General features: G+C 51.9%; 9 protein-coding genes. 2 read left to right on the forward strand and 7 right to left on the reverse strand.

Annotated elements, in window-relative coordinates; all coding sequences use genetic code 11:
• Window positions 1–183 precede the first annotated feature (183 nt).
• A complete protein-coding gene (locus ACR0AK_RS20095; protein WP_480794712.1) occupies window positions 184–612 on the reverse strand; it encodes a hypothetical protein in 429 nt (142 codons plus the stop codon).
• Window positions 613–644: 32 nt separating this feature from the next.
• Window positions 645–1,307 carry an aminotransferase class V-fold PLP-dependent enzyme gene (locus ACR0AK_RS20100; RefSeq protein WP_480794713.1) on the reverse strand — a complete coding sequence of 221 codons (663 nt, stop codon included), beginning with the start codon at window positions 1,305–1,307 and terminating at the stop codon, window positions 645–647.
• A gap of 201 nt (window positions 1,308–1,508) precedes the next feature.
• On the opposite strand from ACR0AK_RS20100, the gene ACR0AK_RS20105 reads away from it, so the two are divergent.
• Together ACR0AK_RS20105 and ACR0AK_RS20110 are read left to right on the forward strand one after the other, a co-directional pair.
• Window positions 1,509–1,928, forward strand: coding sequence for a hypothetical protein (locus ACR0AK_RS20105; RefSeq protein WP_480794714.1), 420 nt, complete (start codon window positions 1,509–1,511; stop codon window positions 1,926–1,928).
• A 321-nt stretch (window positions 1,929–2,249) separates the two neighbouring features.
• Entirely contained in the window at window positions 2,250–3,215 is a 966-nt protein-coding gene (locus ACR0AK_RS20110; RefSeq protein ID WP_480794715.1) for a GMC oxidoreductase, read from the forward strand.
• Window positions 3,216–3,670: 455 nt separating this feature from the next.
• Here the strand turns inward: ACR0AK_RS20110 and ACR0AK_RS20115 are convergent, their stop codons facing one another.
• Genes ACR0AK_RS20115 through ACR0AK_RS20135 form a run of 5 tightly spaced genes read right to left on the reverse strand, consistent with a single transcriptional unit; the run spans window position 3,671 to window position 14,559 of the window.
• Complete coding sequence (locus tag ACR0AK_RS20115; protein WP_480794875.1) at window positions 3,671–7,600, reverse strand: amino acid adenylation domain-containing protein; 3,930 nt, start codon at window positions 7,598–7,600, stop codon at window positions 3,671–3,673.
• A complete protein-coding gene (locus tag ACR0AK_RS20120; RefSeq protein ID WP_480794716.1) occupies window positions 7,497–11,603 on the reverse strand; it encodes an amino acid adenylation domain-containing protein in 4,107 nt (1,368 codons plus the stop codon). The genes ACR0AK_RS20115 and ACR0AK_RS20120 overlap by 104 nt, the downstream gene beginning before the upstream one ends.
• A gap of 10 nt (window positions 11,604–11,613) precedes the next feature.
• Window positions 11,614–11,868, reverse strand: a complete 255-nt coding sequence (locus tag ACR0AK_RS20125; protein ID WP_480794717.1) for an acyl carrier protein — start codon at window positions 11,866–11,868, stop codon at window positions 11,614–11,616.
• Complete coding sequence (locus tag ACR0AK_RS20130; RefSeq protein WP_480794718.1) at window positions 11,858–13,375, reverse strand: amino acid adenylation domain-containing protein; 1,518 nt, start codon at window positions 13,373–13,375, stop codon at window positions 11,858–11,860. The genes ACR0AK_RS20125 and ACR0AK_RS20130 overlap by 11 nt, the downstream gene beginning before the upstream one ends.
• Window positions 13,372–14,559, reverse strand: coding sequence for a HupE/UreJ family protein (locus ACR0AK_RS20135; protein WP_480794719.1), 1,188 nt, complete (start codon window positions 14,557–14,559; stop codon window positions 13,372–13,374). Before ACR0AK_RS20135 ends, ACR0AK_RS20130 begins: the two co-directional genes overlap by 4 nt.
• Window positions 14,560–14,599 lie beyond the last annotated feature (40 nt).

Consider the following 14,599-nt stretch of genomic DNA (forward strand, 5'->3'; position numbering starts at 1 on the left):
GGAAGCAGCACGTTTCTTTCAGAGGTGAAGAAGGACAATTTTTGAATTCTCGATACAGTTTTGGATGTCGACTGCATTTCAGTTCAGGCCGTAAGACGGTGCTTTGCGCATCAACTTTGGCCCCGGTTCAATCTAGATACCTACTTTCACAATCGCGCAAACCAAAGCCTGAGACGCATGAAATTATTCTTTGGAAAAATCGCGCGCGACCATTTTTACCAATGCGAGTGGATATCGCTCTCCAATCCCGACCCGGCAACTGCGCCGCAAAATATCCAGTGTTCGCGGGCACATGTCCGGAGCATATTCGATCGGTCGCTGCGCCCATGCCCAAGGATCGACCTTTGGATGGAAGGTCCTTTTTTCAAGGATCGGATCCCAGTTTGAATAAACGTGCTTAGTGCTGTCAAAAACACGACTAACCCCGCGGCGTTCGGCAAAAGCCTCGGCTTCGTTTTCCGTATCAAATGTAACGACGACACCAAGTGCATTCTCGGGGTCATTTTGTGGAGCGAGGGGGAAGCGACCTTTTTCTAGCGCTTCTGTCACCACCTCGTATCGCCGCTTCATACGTGAGATAACGCGGTGCAGTTTAGACAGTTGCGTATTCATCATGGCACCAGAAATCTCGTTTGCCCGCAGACTCAGCCCAATGAACAAAGGAGAGGGTTCGGTAAACGCATCATTCCGATAGAAATCCCGATGTCGTGGTAGTTAAACGCACGAAAGTAGTCGTGATCGCTGCTTAACAAAACTGCGCCGCTTTCGCCGATGGTTATGTTTTTGTGCTGATTGAAACTGAAGGCGCCGGCGTCGCCAATTGCTCCGCAGTACTGACCCCTGTACTTTATCCCGACTGCCTGGCACGCATCCTCTACAACCAATAAACCGTGTTTCTTCGCGGTTTTAAGTATTGCGTCCATGTTGCACGGGCGGTTGCTCATGTGCACTGGCAAAATCGCCCGTGTGTAGGGTGAAATATTGTTTTCTATGTCCTTTGGATCAATTGCCTGAGTCTCATCAATTTCGACCAGAATTGGCACCGCCCCAACGTGGACGACTGCCGCAGCGCTTGCCATCCATGTATATGCAAGAACCAGTACCTCATCACCGGACCCGACACCCAAAGATGCAAGGGCCACGGTAAGGGCCAAAGTTCTGCTGTTAACCATCAGCGTTTGTTTCGCACCGGTCAGTTCGGACAATCGTTGCTCAAAACGACGACAATATTGGCCAGACCCAGAGATTCGAAGCAGATCACCCCGAGCGATCGCTGTTCCCGCTGCCAACCACTCACTAAATCCCAAACGCTGTACGCGACCGTCCCTCTGTCCCTGGTTTGGGATGGCCGTGCGAAGGTTTAGAGATCGCTAAAAGAATTTTCCAATATTCATCTCTAATTTACTCGCAAAATCCACCAATTAACTTTTTCCAATCGCGCCAGATAAAAAGCGCTCCAACACAACAATATGGAAATTATTCAACTTCAAGATGTACCGTATGAATAGGTGATCCGAACAGACGTACTGATCGTCGACGGCGGAGCCTACGGTTTGTCCAATGCCCGAGAGTTGATCGAGTCAGGTCTAAATGTGGTCGTGGCCGAAAGTGGTCTGCAACAAGAAACACCTGAACATTCAGCGCTCAACACCGTGGACATGCCCGATGCAGTTCGATCCCAAGCTCGGGCCAAATTCAATTCAGGTCTGGCGACACATTGGGATCAAGACAGCCAGCCATTCGGCGTCCGGTGTAGCGGCCTCGGTGGGTCCACATTGGCGTGGGCTGGGAAGTCTGCAGCTTTCAGCGAAATCGACTATCAGCAGCGGGAATGGGTTACAGGCTCGGACTGGCCGATTTCAAAGCGCAAGCTTGCACCATATATCGAGCGAGCCGGACAAATACTTAACCTTGGTCCACAGGTATAAGACTCTGCTTTGTGGGAGCTTTTAGGGACGACTCCGGCGCAACCTTCAATCGACCCGGCGGTATTCGAGGATTGTTTCTGGCAGTTTTCGCGTGGCAGAGAAAACCCTCTCGACCTTTTGCGAATGGGGAGCGAATTCGCCAATTTGGCCGCCAAAAACGTGCGTGTTCTGCTCAACGCTACTGCAACTAAGATAAACGTCGACACTACTTGAACCCGTTTCGAAAGCGTTAATTTTGCAACGCTGTCGCCAGAAATCCGTAATGTTACAATCCGTGCGGAAAGATGCGTCCTGTCAGCAGGAGCTATCGAAAACGCAAGGTTGCTGCTGGTATCCAACGATGTTCACCCAAATGGCTTGGGCAACCGTTTCGACTTGGTCGGACGCTATCTTTGTGACCATCTACAGGCGGAAATCGGTTATTTTGACGCCTCCGACGCACAGAGAATGACGCAGCGATTTGGCTTTTTTGACCTCCCCGCAAGTGGGCGCACGCATATGTACTCTAGTGGGCTTGCTACCTCCCCGGTAATTCAGCGAACCGAAAGGCTGTTAAACGGCGCTATCTTTTTTCTGGAGGAACGCTCTCAGGAAGATCCGGTCAGTGCGTTAGGTCGGTTATTGGGCGGCAAGAGCCAATCCAGATTGCAAGACGTGATGTTTGTGGCGCGAAGCCCGGTTTTTGCTCTTAAGGCCGCTGGAATGAAAGCACTGAATAGCGGAAAGCTCCCCAAATCCGTTCGCAATCAGATCGCCGAAGCTGCTGCTGCACTCATTCCAAATTCCTCTGTCCGCGAATTTCGTTATCGAGGGCTCCCACACAAGCTGGATGGCATCGTGGCCCATGCAATAATCGAACAAGCGCCCAATCCTGAAAACAGAGTCGTGCTTTCAGACCGTCAAGATCAACTGGGACAACACCTACCCAAGGTAAACTGGTCGACCGGTTTTGAAGAGCGCCACACACTGCTTCAAATGGGGAAGAACTTTGTTTCCGAGTTCAAGAAATGCGGCTTACCGTCCCCTCAGGTTTCCGAGTGGCTGCGCAATGGAAAGCCGGATCAGGCGGATATGTTTGATGTCGGGCACACCATGGGGACCACGCGAATGTCACTGTCACCAAGGGAAGGGGTCGTTACAACTGATTTGAGAATTCGAGATATTGAGGGACTTTATGCTGCCGGCGGTTCCGTTATGCCAACGACGGGACACGCAAATCCAACACTAATGATGATGTCCCTATCGATTCGCCTTGCAGATCACTTAAAACAAAAGGGGGCTTCTTAGGCTAAATACTCGTTTCGCAGTTGTTCAGGATGAGTCCATTCCCAAGCGGTGAACGGACGAACGATCCACTATTTTCTTTCGACTGAAATCAGATCCCTACATACAATGAATGCTACGGCGCTTCTTTGATCACTTTGTAGCAAGGATGGATAATTTAAGATGTGGTGAGCCGTGCAGGATTCGAACCTGCGACCCACCGATCAAAAGTTAGTTAAAATGGCTATTCCAGCGCTCTCCACGCCGCGCCATAATGAACCATACACAATTGTAATTTATTTCTTTTGATGGGATTTACTCGGCGCCCAACTCATATCTTTTGCCACGATGCGCTGCGCTAGATGGTTGCCGGGGCTGTTTTGAGGAACTGGAGCACGCGAAACTCACCAAATGACAAATCGACATTGCCGTATGTCATTGAGATAAGACAGCTTGATTGTGTTGTTAGAGTCTTGAAACTATCGAGTTCTTTGGTCTACGCATTCCGAAATTACAGAAGCGATCGATGCAAAAACGTCCGGTCGGCTCATGAGTTCCACATGCTTCATGTCCAGGCTGTAAAGGCGTTTGTCGCGTAAGTGCGTATCCAAAACGTCACCGCCCCTCAGAGAGGGATTGCCGCGTGACAAAAACACGTGTGCCGGGGGATCAAAGCGAGGCACGCGAAAATCACTGATTGCCAATTCGTGGGCAATTTCGACACCCCTGATCCTTGCTTCTTCGGCTTCAGGTTGCTCAGCTAGAATGCGCTTGATTTCAGGAACGACGCGCCGTGCTCTAAAGTGGCGCTTCCAGCCTTTGATGATGTAGCGCAGTCTTTTGTACGTGCGAAAGTACAAGGGCTGCAATTCAGGTTCTGCCCCGACCATTTTGAATGGAGGATCCAAAAGGACCATACCAAGGGTTTTTTCCTGCCCCAATTGCCTTGCCATTTCCATGGCAATCGGACATCCGGCGGAATACCCGCACAGAACAAATGGACCGGTCTTATTGGTCTGTTTAAGATTGGAAATAGCTTCGGATGCCAAGTCGCTGACAGACCAGTCAAACGGAACGGGAGTACCTTCTGTCCGATGGCTTGGGATATGGACAACAGAATGGTCTGGACCCAAGCTTCGGGCCATATACCGGCTGAAATTGACAGAGCAATGTACAATTAAGACTGTTGTTTTGCTCGTTCCTTGGCTGGAAATCTGAATAGCGTTTTCGCTCCCAGAGAACACCTCACCCGCGCGTCTTCCGGCTACCCTTTTGGCCAATTCAGCAACTGTTGGGCAACTAAAAAGATCGGTTGGTTCAAAGTGAATTCCTTGCTCGCAACCCCTGGCATAAGCCGAAAGCGTCGCCAAACTGTCGCCACCCAAATCAAAGAAATTGCCGTTTCTCGTCTGACATGGCGTATTCAGCGTTTCGGAAAAAATTAAGGCTATTTGCTCCTCAAGCTCTGTCTTCGGGGGTGCGCCCACGTGGGATTGCAGGTGCTCGGTGACTATGGCCTTGAGTGCGTTTTGATCCAACTTTCCGTTCGGAAGGATAGGAAACACTTCAACACCAACAACCGAACTTGGATGGAACGGTTCTGGAAGACTGGCCTCAATGTGACGTGCGGTGGCCTCACAAATCGGGTCGCTGGGTTCGCATTCTATCGCCAAGATAATACTGTTGGAGCCCGCAAGCGCCAACGAAACGGCAGCTATACGGCGTTGTTCAGTGACAATTTGAGCAGCAGCCTCAATTTCCGAAAGCTCGACTCGATGTCCGCGTATTTTGACTTGTTTGTCACGGCGGCCCAAGAATGTGATGCATCCCGAGGCGTCAACAACCCCAAGATCGCCTGTTCTATACGCCCGGATCCCTTCATCCCCAATTTCAAAGAACCGATTTTGTGTTTGTTCCGTATCGTGTAGATAGCCATTTGCGACTGTGTCGCCAGCAACAATGATTTCACCGGTCATCCCCGGTTCAGCGGGACAATCATCGTTATCGAAGACGCCCACCCAGGTTCCTGGAATTGCCTTCCCAATTGGAACAATCGGGCCCTCTTCAAAAGCGGTAGCATCAAACGAAGTGCACCAAACCGTACCCTCCGTCGGCCCATACTCATTCATCAATACGCAATTGGGCAGCAACTCTTTTAATTCGTGAGGCAAGCTGTCGTAGAGTGCCTCTCCTGCAGCGATTAGAACCTGCAGGCTTTGCAAATCACTTTGCGGTACAGACATCAGAAGCGCGCGAGCCAGACTCGGCAAGCACAAAGTATGGGTCACCCTGTGTCGGGAGATCAATTCTCCTAACTGGTTCGGATTTTGCTCGGCGCGTGTCTCGGCGACGACCAAATGCCCACCAGTGCAAAGTGTCCAGTAAATTCCGGCAACAGAGCTGTCAAACGCCAAAGAGGACAGCAATAGGTAGACTTCTGGCGCAGCACAGTAAACCTCATCTCGCGCGATCGTTGATGCGGCCAACGCCGAGTGAGAAATCTCAACACCTTTGGGTTTGTTTTCTGACCCGGACGTGAACATGACATAGGCACGCGCACCCAGCTTAACTTCGTCCGGGTGGATCGCTTGGTCGATCACGTCAATTAGAACAGGATGAGCAGATTTCGTGGGCAGGTTATTTTGCGACGCTCGTGACGTCACAATGAACTGTGGCTTGACCGTTTCCATCATCTGCGAGAGACGAATTTCCGGATAATTCAGATCCAGCGGAACATATGCTGCACCTGACATCATCACGCCTAAAAAGGCTGCAATTGCATCCACGCCACGTGGCAAAGCTACAGGGACTATATCGTCTTCAGTCACACCAGCTTTGCGCAGTGAAAAGGCTAGTTGCCGCGCGCGTTTCGACAGTTCGGAATAAGTTACCGTTTGGTGGTTGTCAGATATTGCGACCGCATTTGGCGAAGCGTCAGCGTGTTGCAGGAAGCGATGAATGACAGTTTCAGCTTTTGGCGCGGGTACGATGTAAACCGGGTTAGAACCGCCTTTCATCAAATTGCATATTGGCGTTGTAGGATCATGAGCAATTGCAAACAGGACGCGTTTGTAGCTTTCGAGGCATGACCGAATGGCTTCGGCGGAAATACGTTCTGGGTCGAAATAGACTTCAACATCGAAGTCTTTCTGCGGCGTCACAAGAAGCGCTAAGGGATAATTGCTGAACTGCGCTGTCTTAAGACCAGTGATCTCAATGTCGTCAAAGACGAAATCTTGTTTCTGAACGCCTTCATTCACAAACAGCGTATCGAAAACGGGGGTTCCACTGGCGAACGGGGCGCAGCTTTGAACGTCTGCGAGCGAGGCGTGCTCATGTTTAAGTCGTTTCAACTCGGTGCGAGCGTGGTCTTGCAGGAGCGCGCCCACTGGTTGGGACGGATCGATTTTGAAACGTACTGGCAGTGTGCTTATGAATGCACCAACGGCTTGAGAAATATTGGGGATTTCAGGTGGACGTCCTGCAGTCGTGGTACCAAACACGATGTCGTTTTGCCCGAGAAACCTGCGCAAGACCAATGCCCAAGCCACAGACAAAACCGTATTTGTTGTGACCTTCAATTCTGCCGAAGCCCGATTTACGCTCTCCATCAAGTCGCTGCCTAATCGCTCGGCGTACGAGACTTGGGTCGGAGACTGATTTCGGCTGTCCAGTTCAGGAAGCAAGCAGGGTGCTTCCAAGCCCACAAAGTAATCGGTCCAAAACGCAGTGTCCGTCAGTGGACCCTGTTTTTTGAGCCAGGTCAGATAGGTTTTGAAACTTGGCGCAATCGAACCGGCAGGGCTTTTTCCATGGTAAAGGTCGAAGAGATCTCTAATCGAAACGCCGGTCGACCACCCATCACTGATAAGGTGATGAATTGTCCACACAAACCGCCAGCAATCTTGCGCTTCCTTGATCAGTGTAACTGCCATCAAAGGAGGGCTCTTCAAATCAAATTGCCGTAGCTGCTCAAGTTTCAGAAGGTCGTCGAAACGCTGTTCCAAATCTGGATGCTCAGTCCAATCCAATTCGGTCCACGGCAGGTTAACCTGTTCCTGGATGACCTGAACGGGTTGCTTCACACCCTTCCAAATGAAACCGGTTCGGAAAACGTCGCGCGCTTTTACAAGAGCCTCCATCGCAACTTTCAGCTGCACTGGGTCCAGAGGGCCCCGCAACGTGCAACTGACTACAGCTACATATTGTCCGTGTAGCTGCGCCTCGCCATCGACATGAAACAATATCCCGCGCTGGGCGGAAGACAGCGGAAGAATGTCGGCTACACCTTGCGGATATCCCATGTCAGCCCAGCGCCTCCGAGATGCTTGAAAGATCATCATCGTCCAGATCGAGCAGAGCTTCTTCCGGGCCTTCCCCAATGCTGACTGACGACAAATTGTCTGCATGTGCAGCAAGTGCTCGAACGGTTCGGTATTCAAACAGCGAGGTCGCAGGCAGGGCATACCCCTGTTCATTGGCCTTCATAGCAATCTCTATCGCGGCAAGGCTGTCGACGCCTAGATCGAAAAAGTCATCGGTCGCACCGATCTGGAGTTTACCCATCACCGCAGACAGTATGTCGGCCAACTTTTGTTCCGTTTCCGTCTCAGGTGGAACCAAACCCGAGCGCTGCACGCCCCGCCTGCTTCCATTGGGCAGACGGGATGCATCAACCTTTCCATTGGGGCTAAGCGGCATATCCTTCACAACAACCACTTCGTCAGGCAGCAAGCCACTTGGAAAATGGGCCTCTAGTGTCTGCCAAACATCTTGTTCCGCGATATTGCGACCGGCCACGTAAACGGATAGCTTCTGTTGGTTGACGGGCTCGTCAAATCCGATCTCTTCTAGGATCGCCTCGACGCGCTGCGTATCGATGTCGTCATTAAGCTCTTCTAATGCCTGTTCGCGGGTTTTGTGACCTAAGCGCACATCCCAGGAATAGGGCAGTGCGTAGTTGTGGTACCCCTCGCGTGACTTGTGCAAGTGGATCCCGGTGTCATTGATCAGGCAATTGGTCGACCTACCAGTGTCCGATGGGCGTTGCCATGCAGTTTCCTTATCAAGAAACTCGTAAATCTCAGCTACGGGCACGTCGATGTAGCGGTAAATGTCGAGCACCTCGATCGGATCCAGAAAGCGTCCATCCTTCAGGTCATCCGTTTCCAAAAGCTTGGAAAGCGCGTCATCTTTTGCGTGATAGGCTTTACGCGCCTTGGTAACCATATCGTCCAGCTGGGAGCACGTTGGGGCTGCGTTGCGAAACAGGTCAGGGGTCAACCGTGTTTCAAAGAACTGCCCTCTGGACAATCCTGTCACCACCATAGGCGCGCCTTCGGCCAAAGCCGTGCGGAACGCCAAAGTGTATAGCGCCTTGAAACAACCCTGACACACGTTGGAGTGTGTTTTAAGGCTGTCGACGAATATCTGGTTCATCTTGTCAGTGCTGAGATAGCGATGATCCCAACCAAGATCGTCTGCTACCCTTTGAATATTCGTCTTCGATTTTTCAGAGATATAGCCATTGTCCAAAGTCACGGCGAGCACCCGCGACGTGTAATCAGCAAGCCGGTAGGCGGCGTACGTGCTGTCCTTGCCACCGCTCAGCATCATGACCGCGTCGTATTTCCCGGTGCTCGCTTCGGCTGCACGCGCTATTTCGCGTTGTAGCGCGGGTTCATCCTTAAAGTAGGCCTGCGCCCGGGCTTTGTAGTTGTCGAATTCTGCGCAAATTTGGCACAGATCGTTTTCAACAAAATCTACCCCGGGCACGGAATCCGTGAGGCCACATGTTTTACACTGCTTGTTTCTGCCAGTAGACGGCACTGATCCGAACGAGACATGAACGGCATTCACATTCGGCAATTGTCGCAAAACGCGGTCAATCTCTGCGACTTCGAAACGGACACCGCCGATTTTTATTTGTTGATCCGCCCGGCCAAGGTAATCAAATCGTCCGTTTCGATTGATACGACCCAAATCACCAGTTCCGTAAACCTTGCCCTGAATTGCTGTTGGATCCTCCAAGAATTTCCCTTGAGTTTCGGAGGGTGCGCCAAGATATCCCTCGGCCAAGCGGCCGCCGATAACGATTTCTCCGGTTACACCAATAGGGCACAGGTTCATGCCTTTATCCCTGACACTGACCGAAACACCTGCTGCCGGAGACCCTATTTGGACCGAGAGCTCGGTATCAGTTCCGGGGTCATATGTGTGGTGCATCGCGCCGACGACGGCTTCTGTAGGGCCGTATTCATTAATCAGAGTTAAGGACGGTGATAGATCTTGGGTCGCTTTGCGGCAGAGTTGAGATGTCAGGTTCTCACCACCCAGAACAAGCGTCTGAATACGCTCGACAACATGACCCTGTTTGCAAGCCAAGGCGAGGTGAGAGGGGGTCAATTTCACGACATCCACCGCGTCTTCGGTAAACACGTCCAGCACTGCAAGGTCAGGGTCGGAGTGCTCCGGGTAGATACGGATCGACCCACCGGTAGCCAACGGCGCGAACAAGGACGTCAGTGTCAGATCGAATGATATTGAAGAAAAGAATGCGTAGTGCGCAGGGCGGTTGCCTGTGAAAGTCTTTGCAGCCCAGTGAATGTAGCGTGACAGGTTTGTGTGATTGACCTCAACGCCTTTTGGTACACCTGTCGAACCAGAGGTAAACAGAACATAGGCAAGGTCACCGCCAGATGGTCTCTCAAAAGTGCGTGGTGTATCTGCATTGACCAGTGTGATGTTCAAGCTGCGACAAGCAAAAGCGCGGTTATCGTCAGGGGGCACGAATACTGCCGCAGCGCCTGATATTTTGACAATCTGTTCTGCACGCGCGTTTGGTGTGTTTGAAGCTATGGGCACAAAGCTGCAACTGGCTTTCAACACACCCAACATGACCAAAATGAAATCCATGGATCGCGGCAGATTGATCGCTATGGGAGACCCACGCGGGATTCCGAGGCCAATGAGGTAAGCTGCAATCTGATCGCTGCGCCGGTCAAGTTGTCGGAAAGTTATCTGGTCGTCGCCACACGACAGTGCGATTTCATCCGGGGATTTGACAACTTGTGCCGAGAACGCGTCCAAAACTGTTTCGGGCGCACCCGCAAAGTTTTGCCTTCCAAATACAATCGCCCGATCTTTTTCATCTGCAGCTATGTCCAGTTCTGCTATACGCGTATCCGGAGCCTCGACCGTAGCTTTCAGGACACGAAGGAAATGGTTCTGCAGGGCCCCAGCCAGTACGTTATCTAAGATTTCCTCATGTACATCCAGGAACAGCTCTGGCTTGCCGTTTCCTTGAAAATCCATGATATGGAGACGAATGGCATGGCCCGCGTCATGCGCACCGCTATGGAGCCATTTCACCGTTGCCGGCTTCCCGGCGAAGCTTCCAAACTCGGCTTGAATGTAGTTGCAAACGGCGCTTATGCCCGACGTGTCGATATTCGCAACCGCGCCGGGTTTCGCCCGCTTCAAAAACGTGCCCAGCCCGGTTTTGACCTTTACATGTACATCCAACAGCGTGTCTTCAGCGTCTAACTCCACAGTTAACGGCAAAACTTCGACAAATGGACCCACCGTTCTTTTGTCTTGGCTCGACAAGCGGTTATGGGATGGCAACCCAATGGTGATCTGGTCGTCGCCCGTGACCCGGTGCAAATAGCCGATATACGCCGTCAGGTAGACTGCCAGCTTCGACAAGTCTGGCGTGAACAGGCGGAATTCCGATTGGGTTACAGCGTGCTCAAGCGTGTCCTGTATATCCTGCGAAATCTCCACAGCAATACGTTTGGAAAAACCTGCTCGCTTGGCGTTACTACCGTATGGTGGGGACGATGGGTGGAAAGGCGAAGGCGTCGCAAGTACCTCGGCGGTGTTGAGCAGTGGCGGGCTTTCAAAAAAGCTTGGCAGCGGCTCAGCAGTGAAAACACCGTCATGATCGATAGCCGAATAGCGTTGCGACACTTGATCAAACAATAGAGCACCGGACTGTGCATCACACACGATGTGATGTTGACATACGGCCCAAACCCAATGGTCGTCCGCCAACTTGATCAGTTGGCTGCGCAGTGTTTCACGCCTTAGATCAAACGGAATTTGAACCCACGCATCGAGCTCACGCTCCAATTCAGTTACCGCATCAGGCGACTGACTGGCGTCCTTACACTCCAGAAGCCCTTCAACTGCATCTTTGACAACTTGAATGGGCGCATCAGTCCCTTCTCGAAAAACCGTGCGCAGAATTTCATTGTCCTGAACCGTTTCGAAAAGCGCTCGTCGAAACACATCGGGGTCCACCTCGAAGTTCAGGTCAAATCGCCAAGCCATATTGTAAGAAGGCAGGTCCGGTTGCAGAAGATGACCTTTCCAGAACCTCAGTTGGCTTTCAGACAATGGATGCGACATGTTGGCCACCTCAGGAAACTGCGATGCGCCGATTTTCGGCATAAACGGAAATTGCAGTGATAGAGCTGAGGTTTTCCAGCGTGACGTCCTCCAAAGGGATTTCAATGCTGTAGGTCTGTTCGACGAACGAAACCAAAGACATGACGCCCAACGAGTCGATCTTTCCGCTTAGCAACAGTTCTTCGTCGTCTGTCACTTTTTGGCCGCCCAACAGCGTGACGCAAACGTAATCGCGCAAAGCCCGAATTTGTTCTTCAGGCTGCATGCTGTGCATCTTTCTGCCCGGCGAGCTTGGCGCGGTCTATCTTGCCCGTCGAAGTGCGGGGCATTTCTTCAAGCCATTCGATGTGATGAGGCACGGCATAGCGCGGCAAAACAGCTTCTACTTTGGACCGAACGCTTGACAGATCTTCTTTTGAACCGCCGGTGACATACGCATGTATTTCATCGCCGCATACTGTCGCCACCGCCTCGATAACCAGTGGAGTGTTGACCAAAGCAAGTTCGACTTCATCCAGTTCGATGCGAAAACCCCTGAGTTTTACTTGGCGATCTTTGCGTCCGATCAAGAAAATTTCGTTGTTATCCGCTCTTCGAACGATATCGCCGGTACGGTAGAATCTACGCACATTTCCGTCGGTGTCCGGAAGATCGCAAAAAGCAGCGTCAGTTAATCCGGGATCGCGCCAGTATTCCAACATGACCTGTTCGGAAGCGATCAGGAGTTCTCCGGTTTCCTCGTCTTCAGATCCGGTGCCGATACGAGCGGCCACCCCAATATCCGGACGTCCAATAGGCAACGGGCTGGCTCCGTCCAACTCTGCATGCGTCATCATGGCTGTCGTGCAATGGTTCGTTTCTGTCGGACCGTATGCATTCAGAAATTTCGCATTTGGGGTATGTTTGGACAGCGCCTTCAAAGCAGCCGGAGGCATTTTTTCTCCGGCAAACATGACGATCCGCAACGCTTCCAGGTTTCGATCCTCCAGCACGCCGCGTTCTACCATTTGGATCAGGGCATATGGGACAGAGTACCAAACAGTGATCCTCTCCTTCTCCGTCAACTCCGAAAGGCTTGCAGGTAGTTTTGCATGCATTTCGGGAATAACTACGGTGCAAGCTCCGGCCTGGGCAGTGCTGAAGATATCAAAAATCGACATGTCGAAATGAATAGGGGTGTGGTGACTCACTCGATCTGACGCGCGTAACGCGCACAGTTTCGAGGCCATCTTTGCGTAGGCCAACCCGCTTTTATGGGTATGGACTATGCCCTTTGGTGCGCCGGTGGTCCCGGATGTCATAAGGATGTAAGCAGGATCCTCGGTACTCCTATCCGGACCGCAAGCGGGCTCTAGATTGCCCGAAAAATCATCCAGGGGCTGTGAAATGTCAAACAGCTCGCTTTCGGAAAGAACACTCGAAAACTTAGTTTTGCGCGCTGTGTCAGTGATGACCAATCTAGCCGAAACGATCGATACTTGCGCCTCAATGCGCTCGGTCGGTGCTGCGGGGTCAATCGGAACATAAACGCCTCCGATGCGGAGGATGGCGTAAATCGCCGCGATGGTTTCCGCGCCTTTGACCGAGCAGACAGCCACTCTGTCACCGCGTTCTATGCCCATGGTGATTAGTGCATTTGCAATCTTGTCGACTTTGGAGTTTAGCGCAGCGTAAGTGGTGATTTCCCCCAGCGTGCTGACCGCCGCAGCTTCGGGCGTTACTTGTGCGTACCGCCTGAGTGCATCGTCCAGGAACAAGCCCGCTTCGATCATTGGGTCACCATTACAACGGCGTCACCGAACTGCGGGAACCAGCCGATCGTTCGCTCGTAGAACCAGAACATTGCAATTGCGATCAGGGCGACGGAACCGAATTGCAAAAACACAACGCGGTAGGCCGTCAGGCGCCGCAAGGCGAAGAAGATGGGGAACAAAACGACCACAATGGCGAGTTGCCCGACCTCAACTCCAATATTAAATGTAGCCAGTCCAAGCGCCTTGCGTGTGGGGTCGAGGCCAAGTGGCTCGAGCACATTTGCGAAACCGAAGCCATGGAATATCCCGAACAGAAAGACGACCTTCCAAGAACTTGCGTGAAAACGAGGTACAAGGTTGCCGACGGCGACGGCAGCGATCGAGAAAGCGATAACCGCCTCCACCAGCGTCACAGGCAGGGTTATGACTTCGAAGGTTGCGAGACAAAGTGTGATAGTGTGGGCGATCGTGAACACCGTTACGATCTTGACGGTTTCCAACAGGCTTTCGCGGATGTTCTCGGAAGGAACCCAATGCCGGTTCTCGATCCGCATGACCGCTCCCAAAAGCAGAGTCACCAAAAACAGAACGTGATCAAACCCAAGCCAGATGTGCCAAACGCCGTGCACAAAGAACGTCCGCGCAATATCGCCTACCGGTTCATCATTCAGGTAAAGGGCCTTTGAGCCATCGCCCGGCGCGAAAATCAGTGAGATGTAGGCCTCGTTCTCGTCCATCCCGTTTCGGGTATTGCTACCAATCAGTGCATAACCTCGATGGGTTGGATCGACGTCAGAGAACAGGCCGTCATAGGCCATCTCGATAGTTGTCGGGGTTTGCTCGATGTCTAAGACAGTAAAATGCAGTTGAGCGAACGTATCGACCGACGAGTCAAAAAATGAGATGTCGTCAAATTCAACCTGAAGGGCTTGCCCATCCGACAAAAGTTTCATGCGATTTTCGAAATATTCGAAGAAGAACTCTTGTGATTGCCGGACTTCGTCCTCAGTCAGCGACGTCGAAACCTCCGGCGCCCCTAGCTGAATTCGGGTTAGATCCGTCAACGTTGCTTCAATCCTGCCACTCAGGGTGTCATCGGTGACGTCAAAATAAACGTAGCTCTCGTTGAACTTGTGGGCATGAACCGGCGTTGCGAAGGCTACCAGAATTAAGCCGCCTACCCACAGAAAGAGCGCAGCCAACGATCCACTAAACGAATTTGTCCAATTCGCGGCGCGGGTA

The sequence above is a fragment of the Ruegeria sp. BI12 genome, assembly GCF_056537985.1.